This is a genomic window from Arthrobacter sp. Y3221087, assembly GCF_059089905.1.
In genome coordinates this window covers 973,587-993,313 of record NZ_JBNHFE010000001.1, presented here as the reverse complement: position 1 = coordinate 993,313, position 19,727 = coordinate 973,587, and the positions used below count along the sequence as shown (strand labels likewise).

The 19,727-nt window shown below is 63.8% G+C and carries 17 protein-coding genes; 1 reads left to right on the top strand and 16 read right to left on the bottom strand.

What is annotated here, in order from left to right; translation table 11 throughout:
• Nucleotide 1: 1 nt before the first annotated feature.
• From rplP to rpsJ, 9 genes are read right to left on the bottom strand one after another with little or no spacing between them, the layout of a single operon-like run.
• Nucleotides 2-418 (bottom strand): 50S ribosomal protein L16, encoded by a 417-nt coding sequence (gene rplP / locus AC5RUO_RS04710; protein ID WP_009358302.1) that lies wholly within the window; start codon nucleotides 416-418, stop codon nucleotides 2-4.
• On the bottom strand, nucleotides 419-1,252 hold the full coding sequence (gene rpsC / locus AC5RUO_RS04705; protein ID WP_009358303.1) for a 30S ribosomal protein S3: 834 nt from the start codon (nucleotides 1,250-1,252) through the stop codon (nucleotides 419-421).
• A complete protein-coding gene (gene rplV / locus AC5RUO_RS04700; protein WP_009358304.1) occupies nucleotides 1,253-1,618 on the bottom strand; it encodes a 50S ribosomal protein L22 in 366 nt (121 codons plus the stop codon).
• A gap of 38 nt (nucleotides 1,619-1,656) precedes the next feature.
• Nucleotides 1,657-1,938, bottom strand: a complete 282-nt coding sequence (rpsS, locus tag AC5RUO_RS04695) for a 30S ribosomal protein S19 (protein ID WP_003803803.1) — start codon at nucleotides 1,936-1,938, stop codon at nucleotides 1,657-1,659.
• A gap of 12 nt (nucleotides 1,939-1,950) precedes the next feature.
• Nucleotides 1,951-2,790: a 50S ribosomal protein L2 gene (rplB, locus tag AC5RUO_RS04690; protein WP_009358305.1), complete on the bottom strand. Its 840-nt coding sequence runs from the start codon at nucleotides 2,788-2,790 to the stop codon at nucleotides 1,951-1,953.
• Between the two features lie 29 nt (nucleotides 2,791-2,819).
• On the bottom strand, nucleotides 2,820-3,125 hold the full coding sequence (rplW, locus tag AC5RUO_RS04685) for a 50S ribosomal protein L23 (RefSeq protein ID WP_009358306.1): 306 nt from the start codon (nucleotides 3,123-3,125) through the stop codon (nucleotides 2,820-2,822).
• Entirely contained in the window at nucleotides 3,122-3,742 is a 621-nt protein-coding gene (rplD, locus tag AC5RUO_RS04680) for a 50S ribosomal protein L4 (RefSeq protein WP_133345792.1), read from the bottom strand. Before rplD ends, rplW begins: the two co-directional genes overlap by 4 nt.
• 4 nt (nucleotides 3,743-3,746) lie before the next feature.
• Complete coding sequence (rplC, locus tag AC5RUO_RS04675) at nucleotides 3,747-4,397, bottom strand: 50S ribosomal protein L3 (RefSeq protein ID WP_354175172.1); 651 nt, start codon at nucleotides 4,395-4,397, stop codon at nucleotides 3,747-3,749.
• A 17-nt stretch (nucleotides 4,398-4,414) separates the two neighbouring features.
• On the bottom strand, nucleotides 4,415-4,723 hold the full coding sequence (rpsJ, locus tag AC5RUO_RS04670) for a 30S ribosomal protein S10 (RefSeq protein ID WP_003803825.1): 309 nt from the start codon (nucleotides 4,721-4,723) through the stop codon (nucleotides 4,415-4,417).
• 402 nt (nucleotides 4,724-5,125) lie between these two features.
• Between rpsJ and AC5RUO_RS04665 the strand changes: the two genes are divergently transcribed.
• Nucleotides 5,126-6,565, top strand: a complete 1,440-nt coding sequence (locus AC5RUO_RS04665; protein WP_494008928.1) for a GH1 family beta-glucosidase — start codon at nucleotides 5,126-5,128, stop codon at nucleotides 6,563-6,565.
• Nucleotides 6,566-6,616: 51 nt separating this feature from the next.
• Here the strand turns inward: AC5RUO_RS04665 and AC5RUO_RS04660 are convergent, their stop codons facing one another.
• From AC5RUO_RS04660 to AC5RUO_RS04630, 7 genes are all read right to left on the bottom strand, one after another.
• Complete coding sequence (locus AC5RUO_RS04660) at nucleotides 6,617-6,742, bottom strand: hypothetical protein (RefSeq protein ID WP_494008929.1); 126 nt, start codon at nucleotides 6,740-6,742, stop codon at nucleotides 6,617-6,619.
• Nucleotides 6,743-6,771: 29 nt separating this feature from the next.
• A complete protein-coding gene (locus AC5RUO_RS04655) occupies nucleotides 6,772-10,806 on the bottom strand; it encodes a hypothetical protein (RefSeq protein ID WP_494102933.1) in 4,035 nt (1,344 codons plus the stop codon).
• A gap of 151 nt (nucleotides 10,807-10,957) precedes the next feature.
• Complete coding sequence (gene tuf, locus AC5RUO_RS04650; protein ID WP_009358310.1) at nucleotides 10,958-12,148, bottom strand: elongation factor Tu; 1,191 nt, start codon at nucleotides 12,146-12,148, stop codon at nucleotides 10,958-10,960.
• A 247-nt stretch (nucleotides 12,149-12,395) separates the two neighbouring features.
• Nucleotides 12,396-14,510, bottom strand: coding sequence for an elongation factor G (gene fusA / locus AC5RUO_RS04645; protein ID WP_494008932.1), 2,115 nt, complete (start codon nucleotides 14,508-14,510; stop codon nucleotides 12,396-12,398).
• A gap of 69 nt (nucleotides 14,511-14,579) precedes the next feature.
• Nucleotides 14,580-15,050: a 30S ribosomal protein S7 gene (gene rpsG / locus AC5RUO_RS04640; RefSeq protein ID WP_003803829.1), complete on the bottom strand. Its 471-nt coding sequence runs from the start codon at nucleotides 15,048-15,050 to the stop codon at nucleotides 14,580-14,582.
• A 1-nt stretch (nucleotide 15,051) separates the two neighbouring features.
• On the bottom strand, nucleotides 15,052-15,426 hold the full coding sequence (gene rpsL, locus AC5RUO_RS04635) for a 30S ribosomal protein S12 (RefSeq protein WP_009358312.1): 375 nt from the start codon (nucleotides 15,424-15,426) through the stop codon (nucleotides 15,052-15,054).
• Between the two features lie 376 nt (nucleotides 15,427-15,802).
• A complete protein-coding gene (locus AC5RUO_RS04630; RefSeq protein WP_407709806.1) occupies nucleotides 15,803-19,702 on the bottom strand; it encodes a DNA-directed RNA polymerase subunit beta' in 3,900 nt (1,299 codons plus the stop codon).
• Between the last annotated feature and the right edge of the window lie 25 nt (nucleotides 19,703-19,727).

The following is a 19,727-nucleotide window of genomic DNA, read 5'->3' as shown; positions in this document are numbered from 1 at the left end:
TCTATTCACCACCCTCGCGACGCACGATGCGTGCCTTCAACGGCAGCTTGTGGATTGCCAGGCGCAGGGCCTCGCGAGCTACCTCTTCATTGACACCGGCGAGTTCGAAGAGAACCCGGCCCGGCTTGACGTTGGCGACCCACCATTCCGGCGAACCCTTACCGGAACCCATGCGGGTTTCGGCAGGCTTCTTGGTCAGGGGACGGTCCGGGTAGATGTTGATCCAGACCTTACCGCCACGCTTGATGTGGCGGGTCATCGCGATACGAGCGGACTCGATCTGACGGTTGGTGACGTATGCCGGGCTCAGGGCCTGGATGCCGTACTCACCGAACGAGACCTTGGTGCCGCCCGTGGCAGCGCCGGAACGACCCGGGTGGTGCTGCTTACGGTGCTTGACTCGACGTGGGATAAGCATTTAAGCCTGTCCTCCTTCTACTGCTGCAGCGGGTGCAGCCTCACCTGCCGGTGCTTCGGCAGCAGGAGCTGCGTCAGCGGCCGGACGGTCGTTGCGACGGCGGCGATCGCCACGGTCAGCGCCACCCGGGCGGCCCGGACGGTCGCCGGACCGGCCGCGGGACGGGGCGGAAGCAGCCTGGGCGGCCAGTTCCTTGGCGGTGACGTCACCCTTGTAGATCCAGACCTTCACACCGATGCGGCCGAAGGTGGTCTTGGCTTCGTAGAAGCCGTAGTCGATGTTCGCGCGGAGGGTGTGCAGGGGCACACGGCCTTCGCGGTAGAACTCCGAGCGGGACATTTCAGCGCCACCCAGTCGACCCGAGCAGGCGATACGGATGCCCTTGGCACCGGCACGCTGCGCGGACTGCATGGCCTTCTTCATGGCGCGGCGGAATGCCACACGCGAAGTCAGCTGCTCTGCAACGCCCTGGGCAACAAGCTGGGCTTCCATCTCGGGGTTCTTGACCTCGAGGATGTTCAGCTGGACCTGCTTGCCGGTGAGCTTTTCGAGCTCGCCGCGGATGCGGTCTGCTTCTGCTCCACGGCGGCCGATGACGATGCCGGGACGGGCCGTGTGGATGTCCACGCGGACGCGGTCACGGGTGCGCTCGATCTCGACCTTCGCGATGCCGGCGCGCTCCATGCCCGTGGACATGAGCTGGCGGATGCGGATGTCTTCGCGAACGAAGTCCTTGTACCGCTGGCCAGCCTTGGTGCTGTCAGCGAACCAGTGCGATACGTGATCGGTGGTGATGCCGAGTCGGAACCCGTGCGGGTTTACTTTCTGTCCCACTTAGCGAGCCTCCTCTTTCTCCGGGGTAGCGACTACCACGGTGATGTGGCTGGTGCGCTTCTTGATCTGAAATGCACGACCCTGGGCGCGCGGCTGGAACCGCTTCATGGTCGGGCCTTCATCAACAAACGCTTCGCTGATGATGAGGTCACCTTCGTCAAACGCCACGCCGTCGCGGTCCGCGAGGACCCGGGCGTTGGAGATTGCCGACTGTACTACCTTGAATACCGGCTCCGAAGCTGCCTGCGGGGCAAACTTCAGAATTGCCAGAGCCTCATTCGCTTGCAATCCACGAACAAGGTTGACGACGCGCCGGGCCTTCATAGGCGTTACGCGGATGTGGCGCGCAATTGCCTTGGCTTCCATTGCTTTCCTTCTCTCGTCTATGACGTAAGCGCAGGCGCCTAGCGGCGCTTGCCCTTACGGTCGTCCTTGACATGGCCGCGGAAAGTCCGCGTGGGAGCGAATTCGCCGAGCTTGTGCCCGACCATCGACTCAGTGACAAACACCGGGATGTGCTTGCGTCCGTCGTGTACGGCGATCGTGTGTCCGAGCATGTCGGGGATGATCATCGAACGGCGGGACCAGGTCTTGATGACGTTCTTGGTGCCCTTTTCGTTTTCCCTTGCTACCTTCACAAAGAGGTGCTGGTCAACGAAAGGACCTTTTTTCAGGCTGCGTGGCATGTGTCCAGGCTCCTATCGCTTGTTCTTGCCAGTACGACGGCGACGCACAATAAGCTTGTCGCTCTCTTTGTTGGGGCGCCGGGTGCGGCCTTCCCGCTGACCGTTCGGGTTGACGGGGTTACGACCACCGGAGGTCTTACCTTCACCACCACCGTGCGGGTGGTCAACCGGGTTCATGGCGACACCACGGACGGTCGGGCGAACGCCCTTCCACCGCATACGGCCGGCCTTGCCCCAGTTGATGTTCGACTGCTCGGCGTTGCCGACCTCGCCGACGGTTGCGCGGCAGCGCACGTCAACGTTGCGGATTTCGCCGGAAGGCAGGCGCAGCTGGGCGAAGCGGCCTTCCTTGGCAACGAGCTGGATGGATGCACCGGCGGAGCGGCCCATCTTGGCGCCGCCACCCGGACGCAGTTCAACTGCGTGGATAACGGTACCCACGGGGATGTTGCGCAGGGGCAGGTTGTTGCCGGGCTTGATGTCAGCGTTGGCACCTGCTTCCACGAAGTCACCCTGGGACAGCTTGTTCGGGGCGATGATGTAACGCTTGGTGCCATCAACGTAGTGCAGGAGCGCGATGCGGGCCGTACGGTTCGGATCGTACTCAATTTCGGCTACGCGGGCGTCAACGCCGTCCTTGTCGTGGCGACGGAAGTCGATCAGACGGTACTGGCGCTTGTGTCCGCCACCCTTGTGACGGGTGGTGATCTTACCGGTGTTGTTACGGCCGCCCTTCTTGGGCAGCGGACGTACCAACGACTTTTCCGGCGTCGACCGCGTGATTTCAATGAAGTCCGCTACGCTCGAGCCACGACGGCCCGGGGTAGTCGGCTTGTATTTACGGATTCCCATAATTTATTTCCTCGTTAAAGTGGTCTCCGCTACGAGAGCGGACCGCCGAAGATGTCGATGGTGCCTTCTTTGAGGGTGACAATCGCACGCTTGGTGTTCTTGCGGGTACCCCATCCGAATTTGGTGCGCTTGCGCTTACCGGCACGGTTGATGGTGTTGATCGATTCGACCTTGACGGAGAAGATCTTCTCCACGGCCAGCTTGATCTCGGTCTTGTTCGACCGGGGGTCCACCAGGAAGGTGTACTTGCCCTCGTCGATCAGGCCGTAGCTCTTTTCCGACACGACGGGTGCAAGCACGACGTCGCGGGGATCCTTGATGGTGGCTGCGCTCACTTGGCATCCTCCTCGTTCTTAGCTGCCTTGGCGGCAACGAATGCGTCGTAGGCAGCCTTGGTGAAGACAACGTCATCAGACACGAGAACGTCGTAGGTGTTCAGCTGGTCTGCGTACAGAACGTGAACACCGGCGAGGTTGCGCACGGACAGTGCAGCAACGTCGTTGGCGCGCTCGATGACAACCAGCAGGTTCTTGCGGTCGGAAACACCGCGGAGCGTTGCCAGTGCGGTCTTGGCCGAAGGCTTGTCGCCTGCAACCAGCTCGGAGACAACGTGGATGCGTCCGTTGCGGGCCCGGTCAGACAGTGCGCCGCGCAGGGCAGCAGCAATCATCTTCTTGGGGGTGCGCTGGCTGTAGTCACGCGGGGTGGGACCGTGGACAATGCCACCGCCGGTCATGTGCGGAGCACGGATCGAACCCTGGCGGGCGCGGCCGGTACCCTTCTGCTTGAACGGCTTGCGTCCTGCACCGGAAACTTCAGCGCGGGTCTTGGTCTTGTGGGTACCCTGGCGAGCAGCAGCGAGCTGGGCAACGACAACCTGGTGCAGCAGCGGCACGTTGGTCTGGACGTCGAAGATCTCTGCAGGCAGGTCAACCTGGACAGTGTTAGCCATTGAACTAGGCTCCCTTCACGGCGGTGCGTACGAGTACGACCTGGCCGCGGGCGCCGGGAACGGCACCCTTGATCAGGAGCAGCGACTTCTCGACGTCAACCGCGTGAACCGTCAGGTTCAGCGTGGTGTGACGAACGGCGCCCATGCGGCCGGCCATTTTCATGCCCTTGAAGACGCGGCTCGGGGTGGATGCACCACCGATTGAACCGGGCTTACGGTGGTTCTTGTGGGCACCGTGGGAAGCTCCAACGCCGTGGAAGCCGTGACGCTTCATAACACCGGCGAAGCCCTTACCCTTGGTGGTGCCTACGACGTCGATCTTCTGGCCGGCTTCGAAGAGCTCTACGGAGAGCTCCTGGCCCAGCTTGTACTCGGCAGCATCTGCGGTACGAAGTTCGACGACGTGACGGCGAGGCGTGACGCCTGCCTTTTCAAAGTGACCAGCCAGCGGCTTGGTGACCTTGCGGGGATCGATCTGGCCGTAGCCGATCTGAACGGCGACGTAGCCATCAGCTTCTGCGTTGCGCAGCTGGGTGATGACGTTCGAGTCTGCCTGGACCACAGTGACGGGGATGAGCTTGTTGTTCTCGTCCCAGACCTGGGTCATGCCGAGCTTCGTGCCCAGCAGTCCCTTTACGTTACGGGTTGCGGTCATAGTTTCTCAGCACCTCCCTACAGCTTGATTTCGATGTTCACGTCAGCCGGCAGGTCGAGACGCATGAGCGAGTCAACAGCCTTCGGCGTGGGATCGATGATGTCGATAAGACGCTTGTGCGTGCGCATTTCGAAGTGCTCGCGGCTGTCCTTGTACTTGTGCGGAGAGCGGATAACGCAGTACACGTTCTTCTCCGTCGGCAGCGGCACGGGGCCCACTACCGTTGCGCCTGCGCGCGTGACCGTCTCAACGATCTTCCGTGCTGAAACGTCAATGACCTCGTGGTCGTATGACTTCAGCCGGATGCGGATTTTTTGTCCCGCCATGTCGCCTGACTCTCTTTCAGTCTGTGCTTCCCCGGTTTAGGGCTGCCCTGTTCACTTTCCTGTTGTATGTGGCTGCCGAAGCATTTGAAGTCGTAACTACCACCCGCCGCACAAACTGAATCCGGATGAATCCGGGTTCCTCACCTTGCCGGCGTAACCGACCCCCGCGGTCGGGCGTGTCGCGCTCAACACGCATACAAATCCGCAATTCCATTGGGGTGGGTTATGTTTGGTCTTCAACTTGGACCCTGCATCCGGCATTATCCGGATCGGGACGCGAAGAAGCGCTTGAACAACTCATCTAGTATGCCGGAAATCCCTGGCAGATGCGAATCGTCCCTCGTGGGGCCGGGGCACGGCGGGATCATTGCCCTTGATTGCATCCGAATGGATGATAAGGACATGACGCTGGAAAGCACTGAATCGGTGACGGAACTGGCGGGCCGGATGCCGCCGTCGTTCACCCTTGGCGTGGCTGCGGCCGCCTTCCAAATAGAAGGCGCCCTCGGTGAAGGGGGCCGGGGGCCCTCCGGCTGGGACGCGTTCGCGGAGAAACCCGGCGCCATTGTGGACGGCCACTCCCCTGCCATGGCCTGCGACCATTACAACAGGTTGCCGGAGGATCTGGCGCTGCTGCAGGACCTGGGCGTGGATTCCTACCGCTTCTCGCTTTCGTGGCCGCGGATCCAGCCGGACGGCCGGGGCAGTTTCAACCCGGAAGGACTGGACTTCTACGACCGGCTGATCGACCAGCTGCTGGAGGCTGGCGTTTCCCCCATGGCCACGCTATACCACTGGGACACCCCCCTGCCCCTTGAGCACCGCGGCGGCTGGCTCAACCGGGAGACCGCCGAACGCTTTGGCGAGTACGCCGCCGCGGCCGCCACGCGCTACGGCGACCGCGTGGCCCAGTGGGTCACGCTCAACGAGCCTCTCTCGGTAACGCTGAACGGCTACGCCCTCGGCGTTCATGCCCCCGGTCGCACGCTGATGTTCGATGCCCTCCCGTCCATCCACAACCAGCTGCTGGCGCATGGGATGGGCGTTCAGGCACTCCGGGCTGCCGGCGTAACCGGCGGCGTTGGGGTGACCAACCTCCATGCCCCCGTCCGGCCCGCCAGCCGGAGCATCGGCGACCGGATGGTGGCCCGGATGTATGACCTGCTAATGAACCGGATCTACGCCGACCCCGTGCTGCTGGGCCGCTACCCCACGCTTCCGGTGTACGCCCGGCCGTGGCTGCGGTCCATCGGCAAGATCTCCGACGCAGACCTGCGCACCATCCACCAGCCACTGGATTTCTACGGCTTGAACTACTACTTTCCGGTAAAGGTGGCCATCGGCCGCGGCGTGACCCCCATCCCGGCCAACATGCACAAGGCTGTTGCCCGGCTGCCCTTCCACGAGGTGGGGTACCCCGAGTTCAGCAGCACGGGATTCGGCTGGCCCGTGGCCCCCGAACATCTGGGCATCCTGCTCAAGGAACTCCAGGACCGGTACGGGGACGCCCTCCCGCCTGTCTACATCACGGAAGGCGGTGCGAGTTTTCCGGAGCCGGACAAGGTTGAGGGCACCCTCCAGGACGAGGAGCGGGTGCAATACCTGGCCACCCACCTGCGCGCTGCCCTCGATGCAACCTCCCCGGGCGGCATGGCTTCAGGCGTTGACCTTCGGGGCTATTACGTGTGGACACTGATGGACAACTTTGAGTGGGCTGCCGGCTACTCCCAACGGTTCGGGTTGGTCCACGTTGACTTTGAAACGCAGCAGAGGACCCCGAAACAGTCCTTCTACTGGTACCAGGCCCTTTCCCGGGCGCGGAAAACCCGGGCCGGCCAGTAGCCCGGGCCCGCACGGTATTTCCTTATCAGCCGAGGCCGGCAGAGCGGCCTGCTACTGGTTCTTGTTTGCCCGGTTGATCCGCTTGGCACGGTCGATCTCGTGGCGGAAGTGCTTCTTGGCCCAGAACACGCCTGCCACCACCGCGACCACGATGATCAGGAAAATAAGCCATCCCATGATGATCTCCTCTCGATGCTGCCACAGTATCAGGGGAGCTTCCGTGCGGGGCCGTCCTGCCCGCCAGCCGATTCAGTGCCCGCGCTACGGTTGAGGCGCCACACGGCAAAGGCAATCAGTCCGACGGCGACAATCGCCAGCAGCGCGAAGGTGTACTCCCGCATGGCCCACAAGAGGCACGCAGCAATGCCGCCGGCGCCCCAGCGGACAAAGAACCGGTCCCCAAGGACCAGGCCTGCCACCAGCAGCGCGGCCAGCAGGAGCAGGAGCCACAACTGCTGGCCCCCCGCCCCGCTCACAACCACGCCGGCGCCGGACAGGGTGAGCAGGACAGCCGATGCCATTGCATATACCCGGCCAGGCCCGTGCTGCCCTGCCAGGTACCGCAAGGCGGCGAGCAAGGCTCCCAGCACCACGTACCACTGGGCTGCCCAGAAGGGGTCCGGCAGCCCCCCCGTGTCCAGGCGGAAGAGGGCCGCCCTCTGGATCGCGGCGGCCACTGCCACCGACCCCATTTCCGCCGCTACCCGGCGCACTGTTGCCGGCACTTCACACACGGCGACTCCGGCAGCACAGGTTAGCAGGGCAGCAGCGCACCACGCTGTTGAATCCGCCGGGAGCCCGGCCAACGCGGCGGTGCCGAATCCCAGGAAGGATGCGCCCGCCACAGACCAGCGGCGCAACGGCTCCTCGACCAGGCGGGAGGCCCGGGCCTGGCGCAGCGCATACAGGGCTGCGGCCGCCAGTCCGGGGCCGGCCAGCCACGGAAGATAGCGGCCCCAGTCCCCACCAAGTCCGCCAAATACTGAGCCTGCAAGCATGAAGGCGCCGGTGAGCAGCGCTGCCGCCGCGGGCGGGTACAGTACCGGGATCCGTTCAACATGCGAGGCAATAAACAGGACAGCGGCCAGGGCAAGGACGGCGGCCCCGGAAACCCAGCCCGCCGCCTCCGCTGCAACCAGCAGGGCTGTGCCCGTGAAAAATACTGCTGCAACAAGCCACAGCCAGTGCTCCACACCGGCGGGTGCAGCGTTGCGCCGGTTCCCCAGCACGCCTGCCCCCGCTGCCAGGAGGCCCAGGAGCATGAGCACCACTGAGGTTTCCGTGTATCCGAGCAGTGGCCCTGCCCCAAAGGTAGCGAACGGACCGAGCGCCAGCACCCCGAACAACAGGGCGTAGAGGCCGAAGTACAGCGCACCGCGGGCAACAAACAGACGGCGGGCCAGCGCAGCGGATACCAGCAGCAGCGCCAGCTCCAGGAACAGGACGCCGCGGCCCCCGCTTTCGCCCGCCTGGCCGTAGCGGAGGGCGTACCCCAGGGGCAGCAGGGCCTGCCCGGCCAGCGTAATCCACACGGCTGCCTGCTGGAACGGCACCGATTGCAGGCTGGACCGCAGGACCCACCGCATCACATGCTGGGCCACAAGGACTGAGGCGAACGTCAGGGACACCGCTGCCGGCGAAGCAGTGATGTCGTAGCTGAGGACCACCGCCAGCGCAGCCGTCAACACACGGGCTGCTACGAAGTACCACCCTTTCTGCAGCGGGGAGGACGCAACCGGCACCATGACCGCAGCGAACAGCGCGAAAATGCCCAGCAACACCTCTATGAGGAGCAGGTCACCGGACGAGAGGTAGACCAGGACAACGAATGACGCCGGCGCAAACCATTCAGCACCACCCTCACGCCGCAACACGTACCCGGCCAGCACGGCCGATCCGGCTGCTACGGCCGGCACCAAGACGGCCTGCCAGGTGCCCCCTCCCAGCGGAGCCATCATGGCGCCTATCAGCTGCACCACGAGCACCAGGCCGACATCAGCGGTTGTACCGCCCGGCGTGCGCCGCAGGAGGTATGCACCCAGGACAAGGGCCAGCTGGAGTCCCAGAGCCACGGCCAGCACGGTGGCCGGCAGAATCTGCTCCCCGGCCAGGACGGGCACGGCCCCACTCTGCGCCAGCTGCCCGAACACCGTCAGCACCAGGATTGTGCCCGTCACTCTCGCCAGCCACCAGTAACTCCAGCGGTGCAGGCGGCCGGGCAGCGTCAATGCGGTAGCGGCCAGATACGCGAGCATCAGCACCAGCGCAATGTTTCCCGCGCCGGTGGAAACCAACCGGAAGGCGAACTCCACCATGACCGCAGAGACCACCAGCGGCAGCAGCTCCCCAACGGCGGGACGCCAGCCGCCCGGACTGGCAGGACGCCGGATCAACATCAGACCGGTGGCGACAGCTGCCAGCAACTGCAACAGGATCGCCACCATGGTCAGGAGATTTCCACGGGTGGCGTCGACCGACGCCAGGACGGCGATCCCCACGACACCGAGGCCTGAAAAAACGGCCAGCGTGGCTTGGGAAGCGGGGACACTGTGCTCCAGGCGCTGCAGTGCCGCGGACAGCAACTGCTGGCAAACGGCCGCCGCAGCGACGCCGAACCACACTGCGTGGTTCTGCAGAGCCCCCTCGGTGAGCGCCGCTGCCGCTGCAGGAACCGCCAAGGTAGCGGCAACCCTTCCGTTCAGCACCAGCAGCCCCCGCCGTTCCTCCCCCTTCCGGAGCGCTCTCCCCAGCCAGATGAGCGACGCCAGCAAGGGCACCGCCGCAAACGCCCACTCCCCCAGCACTGGGCTGAAGAACCATGCCAGCCCCAAGGGGGCGAACGGTGCCAGTTCAGCGCCGCCCCGGAACCTTGCAGCCAGCACGAAGCTGGCCAGCAGCAGGATCAGGAGCGGCAGCCACAGCGCTACCGGGCCGTCGCCCTGCCGGGAAGTAACCGCTGTTCCCGGAAGCGCGATGACCGCGGCGAAGACCGTCGTCAGCGCGATCTGCGCTGCATGTGTCAGGAGCGCGTCAAAGCGCCACCACCCGGCACCCCGCAAAGTGCCGTCGTCGGGCGCCTTTTGTTGCCTGGCCAGCCGTCCTGTCCTGGCGGCCTCGCTTGGAAACCAGTCGGCCAGGACGCGGCCGCCAAACGCGGTTGCGGTGGACTGCAGCGCCAGGAGCAGTCCAGCGGCGAACAAGGCATCTGCCCCGTGGCCCGTGAGTTCCCACACCACCACGCTGCCGGACACAGTCAGTGCCAGCCGCGCGGCATAGAAATGTAACAGCCTGAACGGGGCGCCCCGGACGGCGGTCATCACCCCGAAGTACACCCCGCAGAAACCGAGGACCAGGGCGTACTCCCACCTCGCCAGCAGCAGCGGGAAGAAGGTGGATGCCAGGGCAACCGCCGGAACTACCAGAGGGTGGAGGGTGGCCAAGGGCCGGGTGAAGACGGGAGGAAGCCAACCCGGCCGCAGCAGGGACACCACTGTAAACAGCACGGCCACGCCCGTGAGTGCAACGAAGTACCATACGAGGGCCCCGCCCAGTACGGCAACGCCGGACCACGCTGTTGAAACGACGAACGTCAAGGACAAGTACACCAGGACCCTGCTCTCGAGCCGAAGGGCGGCGGCGATGTAGGCGAGGGTTCCGGCGAGGGACGTCAGCAGCCACACCGCGGGTCCGTGGAACAACACGAAGTTATACAGGGCCAGGCCGATCACGGGAATCAGCGCGAGGCCCGTACCGGTGAACGCCACGGCGGCTGGCCTGAGCCGGTGTACCCTGCGGTGAAGGACCAGTCCCGAGGCATAGAACAGGGCCGCCACCACGCAGACGCCGGCGAAGCGGAACAGCGGCGCCAGCCCGGTCCCCACGAACAGCGCCGCTGCCGCAACAAGCAGGAGGCTGGCAACGTATAGGGTGACGTTGATGTTCTGCCGGTCCCGGCGCTCCCGGCGGGCCTTGCGTTCTTCGTCGGACTCGGCGGGACGTGCTGGCCTGGCAGGATATGCCCGCTGCCGGGCCGGCGGCAGCACTTTCCCGGCAGGCTGCTGCCGGGCAGGCGGCTGGGGCGGGGGCGGCGTTCCTCCAGTGACTGGTGCGGACATCGGGGGCACGGGCTGGGCCGGCGGCGCCGACTTCCACTGCTGCTCCTGGGTGACCTTCGCCATCGCATCCCGCCACCCCTGCAGGTGGCCGTCCCGGTACCCCGCCTCATAGGATGCATCCCTCATGCCGTGACCTCCCACTAGGCAGTGCTGTACGACTGCAATTTATCCAATGACTGGATTAATCCTAGCAAGAGAAAGCCCCGCTGCACATGGCAGCGGGGCTTTCTGTGGATTATGCGGGGTGGTGCCCCAATGATCCGTTGATCAGCAAGGACTACTTGATGATCTTGGTGACGCGTCCCGAACCAACGGTGCGGCCGCCTTCGCGGATAGCGAAACCGAGGCCCTCTTCCATAGCGATGGGCTGGATGAGCGCAACGGTCATCTCAGTGTTGTCGCCGGGCATAACCATTTCCGTGCCCTCGGGCAGGGTGATAACGCCGGTAACGTCCGTCGTACGGAAGTAGAACTGCGGGCGGTAGTTCGAGTAGAACGGGTTGTGGCGTCCGCCTTCGTCCTTGGAGAGGATGTAGACGTTGGCCTCGAAGTCGGTGTGCGGGGTGATGGAACCCGGCTTGACGACAACCTGGCCACGCTCGACGTCGTCGCGCTTCAGACCGCGGAGCAGGAGGCCACAGTTCTCGCCGGCCCATGCTTCGTCGAGCTGCTTGTGGAACATCTCGATACCGGTAACCGTGGTCTTCTGGACCGGGCGGATGCCGACGATCTCGACCTCGGAGTTGATGGCGAGGGTTCCACGCTCGGCGCGGCCCGTAACAACGGTTCCACGACCGGTGATGGTGAAGACGTCTTCGATCGGCATCAGGAACGGCTTGTCGCGGTCACGAACGGGGTCCGGAACGGACTCGTCCACAGCAGCCATCAGGTCCTCAACGGACTTGACCCACTCGGGATCGCCTTCCAGGGCCTTCAGGCCGGAAACGCGAACAACCGGAGCGTCGTCGCCATCGAAGCCCTGCGAGCTCAGGAGCTCACGAACTTCCATTTCAACGAGGTCGAGGAGTTCCTCGTCCTCAACCATGTCAGCCTTGTTCAGCGCGACCAGCAGGTAGGGAACACCAACCTGGCGGGCGAGCAGAACGTGCTCGCGGGTCTGTGCCATGGGGCCGTCGGTAGCAGCAACCACGAGGATTGCGCCGTCCATCTGGGCAGCACCGGTGATCATGTTCTTGATGTAGTCAGCGTGACCGGGGGCGTCAACGTGTGCGTAGTGACGCTTCTCGGTCTGGTACTCCACGTGGGAGATGTTGATGGTGATACCGCGCTGACGCTCTTCGGGAGCAGAGTCGATCGACGCGAAGTCGCGCTTCTCGTTGAGATCCGGGTACTTGTCGTACAGCACCTTGGAAATGGCGGCCGTCAGCGTCGTCTTACCGTGGTCAACGTGACCGATGGTGCCGATGTTGACGTGCGGCTTAGTCCGCTCGAACTTTGCCTTTGCCACAGGTTCCTCCTAGAACGATTTCAAATGGCTTGCCCTCTAACCGCGCTTCTCGCGGCAGAAACTCAGGCAAGTCTACTTGGGGGCTTTGGATTGGTGAAATTGCAGATTCAGGAACTAATACTAGTCCCTTGAGCCTGTTCGTACAGGTGGCCGGATCCGGCCGGGACCAGGCCGGCCACCTGTACTGGCTGCGCTTTCCGTTTCCGGCCCGCGCACCCGGGATGTTCGCTTTGAGAATCCGTGAGGACTACTCGCCGCGGCTCTTCTGGATGATCTCGTCGGCAACAGCCTTCGGGACCTCGGCGTAGCTGTTGAACGTCATGGAGTAAACAGCACGGCCCTGGGTCTTCGAACGCAGGTCGCCGATGTAGCCGAACATGCCGGACAGCGGAACGTGCGCACGAACAACCTTGACACCCTGTGCATCCTCCATGGACTGCATCTGGCCACGGCGGGAGTTGAGGTCACCGATAACTTCACCCATGTATTCCTCAGGGGTGCGGACTTCAACATCCATCAGCGGTTCGAGCAGGACAGGGTTCGCCTTCCGCGCAGCTTCCTTGAAAGCCATACGGCCAGCGATCTTGAACGCCATTTCCGAGGAGTCAACGTCGTGGTACGCGCCGTCAACCAGCGTGGCCTTGATGCCCACAACCGGGTAACCGGCCAGGACGCCGTCGTTCAGTGCATCCTGGATACCTGCGTCAACAGACGGGATGTACTCGCGGGGAACGCGGCCACCGGTCACCTTGTTCTCGAACTCGTACAGCTCGCCCTCGGCGGTGTCCAGCGGCTCGATCGCAATCTGGATCTTTGCGAACTGGCCCGAACCACCGGTCTGCTTCTTGTGCGTGTAGTCGTGGCGTTCCACGGCCCGCTTGATGGTCTCGCGGTAGGCGACCTGGGGCTTGCCCACGTTTGCCTCGACCTTGAACTCGCGGCGCATGCGGTCCACCAGGATGTCCAGGTGGAGCTCGCCCATGCCGGCGATGATGGTCTGGCCGGTGTCTTCGTTGAGGGACACCTGGAAGGTGGGGTCCTCAGCGGAGAGCTTCTGGATGGCCGTGGACAGCTTCTCCTGGTCACCCTTGGTGTTCGGCTCGATGGCGACAGAGATCACGGGCTCAGGGAAGCTCATGGACTCGAGCACGATCTGGTGGTTGGCATCGCACAGGGTGTCACCGGTGGTGGTGTCCTTCAAACCGATGGCTGCGTAGATGTGGCCGGCGGTAGCGCCCTCAACAGGCATTTCCTTGTTGGCGTGCATCTGGAACAGCTTGCCGATGCGCTCCTTCTTGCCCTTGGTGGAGTTGACCACCTGGGCACCTGCTTCCACGTGACCGGAGTACACGCGGATGAAGGTGAGTTGGCCGAAGAAGGGGTGCGCAGCAATCTTGAAGGCCAGTGCGGAGAACGGCTCTTCGGCGGAAGGCTTGCGGGTCAGTTCCTTCTCTTCGTCGCGAGGGTCGTGGCCGACCATCGGGGGGACGTCGAGGGGGTTCGGCAGGTAATCGACAACTGCATCGAGCATCGGCTGAACGCCACGGTTCTTGAACGCGGAACCGCAGAAGATCGGGTAGAGCTCGGAGTTGATCGTCATCTTGCGGATGCCGGCCTTGAGCTCGTCGATCGAGATCTCTTCACCTTCGAGGTACTTCTCCATGAGTTCCTCGGAGGACTCCGCGACGGTCTCAACCAGGTTCGCGCGGTACTCTTCAGCCTTTTCCTGGAGGTCAGCCGGGATCTCACGGATCTCGTACTTCGCGCCCATGGTCACGTCACCCTTGGCATCGCCGGGCCACACCAGTGCACGCATGTAGAGCAGGTCCACGACGCCGATGAAGTCGTTCTCGGCACCGATGGGGAGCTGCATGACCAGCGGCTTGGCACCGAGGCGGCTGATGATGGTGTCTACGGTGAAGTAGAAGTCAGCACCCAGCTTGTCCATCTTGTTGACGAAGCAGATACGCGGGACGTTGTACTTGTCAGCCTGGCGCCACACGGTCTCGGACTGCGGCTCAACGCCTTCCTTGCCATCGAAGACGGCAACGGCGCCGTCAAGGACGCGCAAAGAGCGCTCTACCTCAACGGTGAAGTCAACGTGGCCGGGGGTGTCGATGATGTTGATCTGGTTGTTCTCCCAGAAGCAGGTCACGGCGGCAGACGTGATGGTGATGCCGCGTTCCTTTTCCTGTTCCATCCAGTCAGTGGTCGAAGCGCCGTCGTGCGTTTCGCCGATCTTGTGGTTCACACCCGTGTAGAACAGGATGCGCTCGGTTGTGGTGGTCTTGCCGGCATCAATGTGGGCCATGATGCCGATGTTGCGGACCTTACTAAGGTCGGTAAGCACGTCCTGTGCCACGGGGTCTCCTTTTGGGATGGACTACGCGTTCGCCGCCGGCTCTTTTGAGCCGGCGGCGTCCGGGGAGTATTACCAGCGGTAGTGTGCGAAGGCCTTGTTGGACTCGGCCATCTTGTGGGTGTCTTCGCGACGCTTCACAGCGGCACCGAGACCGTTGGAGGCATCCAGGATTTCGTTCTGGAGGCGCTCGGTCATGGTCTTCTCACGGCGGGCCTTGGAGTAGCCCACCAGCCACCGCAGGGCGAGTGCGGTGGAGCGGCCCGGCTTAACCTCAACCGGAACCTGGTACGTTGCGCCACCGACGCGGCGGGAGCGGACCTCGAGGGAAGGCTTGACGTTGTCCATGGCCTTCTTCAGGGCTGCAACGGGGTCGCCGCCGGACTTGGCGCGTGCGCCTTCGAGGGCACCGTAGACGATGCGCTCTGCCGTGGACTTCTTGCCGTCAACGAGCACCTTGTTGATGAGCTGGGTTACCAGCGGGGAGCCGTAAACCGGATCCGAAACGAGCGGCCGCTTGGGGGCCGGACCCTTGCGAGGCATATTACTTCTTCTCCATCTTTGCGCCGTAGCGGCTGCGGGCCTGCTTACGGTTCTTCACGCCCTGGGTATCGAGGGCGCCACGGACGATCTTGTAGCGGACACCCGGGAGGTCCTTAACACGACCACCGCGAACGAGCACAATGGAGTGCTCCTGCAGGTTGTGGCCAACACCGGGGATGTAGGCGGTTACTTCCACGCCGCCGTTGAGGCGCACACGTGCCACCTTACGCAGAGCCGAGTTCGGCTTCTTGGGGGTGGTGGTGTAGACGCGGGTGCAAACACCGCGGCGCATCGGGCTGCCCTTAAGCGCGGGAGCCTTGGTCTTTGAGACCTTAGGCGTGCGGCCCTTGCGGACCAGCTGGTTAATCGTAGGCACTCTCGTGTTCTCCGTTTTATCCGGAACAGCCGCTTCCGGCCGCTCTCTTGTTGCGTTGCCCCGCCGCCCGGGCCCTTGGAGGAATCTCCGAAGGCGGCGAAGGCGAAGCCTTAATAGTCGGATCCCATGCCCATGACCCGACTCGCGTCAAAATGTCCCTAGGCATGCGAAAATGTGGCATACGTTGCACAAGAACCCTGCAAACCGGAAACGTCGCTCTGGCTCAGCCTTTCAGCTGGGGCCGGCGCACTCATCCACTGCCACAATAACAATTGGTAACAAGTCTAGCATGGACGGCCTCCATGCCTTAATCGGTCCGTTAAACGCGGATGGTCCCGCACCGTGGGGTGCGGGACCATCCCTTTATAGGCAGCGCCTACCGGAAGTCGTTGCCCAGGTCGTAGTCATCCAGCGGGATGGCGTGGAACTCAGGAGCTCCGTCGCCGCCCAGGGTGTCGTACGAGAAGTCACTGAACGCGCTGGGGCCTGTGAACAGATTGGCCTTCGCTTCTTCAGTGGGCTCGACGGTGACCTCGGTGTAGCGCGGGAGGCCCGTGCCGGCCGGGATCAGTTTACCGATGATGACGTTCTCCTTGAGGCCAAGCAGCGGATCGCTCTTGCCTTCCATGGCCGCCTGCGTCAGGACGCGGGTGGTCTCCTGGAAGGAAGCCGCGGACAGCCAGGACTCGGTGGCCAGCGACGCCTTGGTGATACCCATGAGCTCGGGACGTCCGGATGCCGGAGTCTTGCCCTCGGATACAACGCGGCGGTTGGCGTCCTCGAAGCGGCTGCGCTCGGCGAGTTCGCCGGGGAGCAGATCCGATTCGCCGGACTCGATGACCGTGACGCGGCGCAGCATCTGGCGGACGATAACCTCGACGTGCTTGTCGTGGATACCGATGCCCTGGCTGCGGTACACGCCCTGGACCTCGTCCACCAGGAACTTCTGAGCGGCACGGGGACCCATGATGCGCAGGACCTGCTTGGGATCCACAGGACCGTTGATCAGCTTCTGGCCGACGGTGACGTGGTCGCCGTCTTCGATCAGCAGGCGTGAACGGCGCAGGACCGGATACGCGATCTCTTCGGTTCCGTCATCCGGGGTGATGACCAGACGCATCTGGCGCTCGGACTCTTCGATGGTGATGCGGCCGGCTGCCTCGGCAATCGGCGCAACACCCTTCGGAGTACGGGCTTCGAAGAGCTCCTGGATACGGGGCAGACCCTGGGTGATGTCGTCGCCACCGCTGGCGGAGACTGCACCACCAGTGTGGAACGTACGCATGGTCAGCTGGGTACCGGGCTCACCGATGGACTGCGCGGCGATGATGCCCACGGCCTCGCCGATGTCCACGGTCTTGCCGGTGGCCAGCGAACGGCCGTAGCACAGGGCGCAGGTGCCGACGCTGGACTCACAGGTGAGGACGGAGCGGACCTTGACCTCGGTGATGCCTGCCTTGAACAGCTCGTCGATGACGACGTCGCCGCAGTCGGTGCCGGCCGCGGCGAGGACCTTGCCCTCGGAGTCCACGACGTCGACAGCCAGCGTACGTGCGTAGGCGCTGTTCTCCACGTTCTCGTCCAGCACCAGCTCGCCGTTGGAATCGGCGACGGCGATGGGCGTGACCAGGCCGCGCTCCGTGCCGCAGTCCTCTTCGCGGACGATGACGTCCTGGGACACGTCCACCAGACGACGGGTCAGGTAACCCGAGTTGGCGGTACGCAGAGCGGTATCGGCGAGGCCCTTACGGGCACCGTGCGTGGCGATGAAGTATTCCAGCACCGACAAGCCCTCACGGTAGGAGGACTTGATGGGGCGCGGGATGATCTCACCCTTCGGGTTGGCCACCAGGCCACGGATACCCGCGATCTGGCGGACCTGCATCCAGTTACCACGTGCGCCGGAGGACACCATGCGGTTGATGGTGTTCATCGGGGACAGGCTCTCACGCATCACCGAAGCGATCTCGTTGGTTGCCTTGTTCCAGATCTCGATCAGTTCCTGGCGGCGCTCGTCGTCGTCGATCAGGCCCTTGTCGTACTGGCCCTGGATCTTGGCGGCCCGCTCCTCGTACCCCGCAAGGATTTCCGGCTTGGCAGCCGGGACCTCGATGTCGGAGATGGCGACGGTGACGCCCGAACGGGTGGCCCAGTAGAAACCGGCATCCTTCAGGTTGTCCAGCGTGGCAGCCGTGACGACCTTCGGGTAGCGCTCGGCGAGGTCGTTGACGATGCGGGACAGCTCGCCCTTGTCGGCAACAGCCTCAACCCACGGGTAGTCCTCAGGCAGGGTCTCGTTGAAGAGCACCTGGCCCAGGGAGGTCTGGACAAGCGCGGGCTGGCCCGGCTCCCAGCCCTCGGGGGCTTCCCAGCCGGCGTACGGAACGAAGCCCTCGAGGCGGATCTTGACCTGCGAGTTCAGGTGCAGCTCGCGGGCGTCGAACGCCATGATGGCCTCGGAGACCGAACCGAAGATGCGGCCTTCGCCGGCCGAACCCTTCCGCTTGGTGGTCAGGTGGTAGAGGCCGATGATCATATCCTGCGAAGGCAGGGTGACCGGGCGTCCGTCCGAGGGCTTCAGGATGTTGTTCGAGGACAGCATCAGGATGCGGGCCTCAGCCTGGGCTTCGGGGCTCAGCGGCAGGTGGACTGCCATCTGGTCACCGTCGAAGTCGGCGTTGAACGCGCCACAAACCAGCGGGTGCAGCTGGATGGCCTTGCCTTCAACAAGCTGCGGCTCGAACGCCTGGATACCCAGGCGGTGCAGGGTAGGTGCACGGTTGAGCAGCACCGGGTGTTCGGTGATGATCTCTTCGAGCACGTCCCAGACCTGCGGACGGTAACGCTCCACCATGCGCTTGGCCGACTTGATGTTCTGGGCGTGGTTGAGGTCAACCAGGCGCTTCATCACGAACGGCTTGAAGAGCTCCAGCGCCATCTGCTTGGGCAGGCCGCACTGGTGCAGCTTCAGCTGCGGGCCGACGACGATGACCGAACGGCCGGAGTAGTCGACCCGCTTGCCGAGGAGGTTCTGGCGGAAACGGCCCTGCTTGCCCTTGAGCATGTCGCTCAGGGACTTCAGCGGACGGTTGCCCGGACCGGTGACCGGACGGCCGCGGCGGCCGTTGTCGAAGAGGCTGTCAACAGCTTCCTGAAGCATGCGCTTCTCGTTGTTGACGATGATCTCCGGGGCACCCAGGTCAAGCAGGCGCTTGAGGCGGTTGTTGCGGTTGATCACGCGGCGGTACAGGTCGTTGAGGTCGGAGGTCGCGAAGCGGCCACCGTCCAGCTGGACCATGGGGCGCAGTTCCGGCGGGATCACCGGGACGGCGTCGAGGACCATGCCAAGCGGGCTGTTGTTGGTGGTCAGGAACGCGTTGACCACCTTGAGACGCTTGAGGGCGCGGGTCTTGCGCTGGCCCTTGCCGTTGGCGATGACATCGCGGAGCAGGTCCGACTCGGCCTGCATGTCGAAGCTCTCAAGGCGCTTCTTGATGGCTTCGGCACCCATGGAGCCTTCGAAGTACATGCCGTAGCGGTCGCGCAGTTCGCGGTACAGGCCCTCGTCACCTTCGAGGTCGGCGACCTTCAGGTTCTTGAAGCGGTCCCAGACCTGCTCGAGGCGCTCGATATCGGCATCGGCGCGCTTACGCACGTTCGCCATCTGGCGGTCGGCGGAGTCGCGTGCCTTCTTCTTGTCGGCAGCCTTGGCGCCTTCGGCCTCCAGGCGGGCGATTTCGCCTTCGAGGTCGCGGGCAATCGCCGCGATATCGGAATCGCGGTTGTCAATCAGCTGCTTCTTCTCGATGTCGTGCTCAACCTGCAGGTTGGGCAGTTCCTCGTGGCGGGCGGCCTCGTCGACGCTGGTGATCATGTAGGCAGCGAAGTAGATGACCTTTTCGAGGTCCTTTGGTGCCAGGTCAAGGAGGTAGCCCAGGCGGGACGGAACACCCTTGAAGTACCAGATGTGCGTGACCGGTGCGGCCAGCTCGATGTGGCCCATGCGCTCGCGGCGGACCTTGGCGCGGGTGACTTCGACGCCACAGCGTTCACAGATGATGCCCTTGAAGCGCACGCGCTTGTACTTGCCGCAGTAGCATTCCCAGTCGCGGGACGGGCCGAAGATCTTCTCGCAGAAGAGGCCGTCCTTCTCGGGCTTGAGCGTGCGGTAGTTGATGGTTTCCGGCTTCTTAACCTCGCCGTAAGACCAGCCACGGATGTCTTCCGCGGTGGCGAGGCCGATCTGCATGAGGCCGAAGGAGGATTCGCTGGACATATGGTCCCTGTTCTCTCTTGTTCTC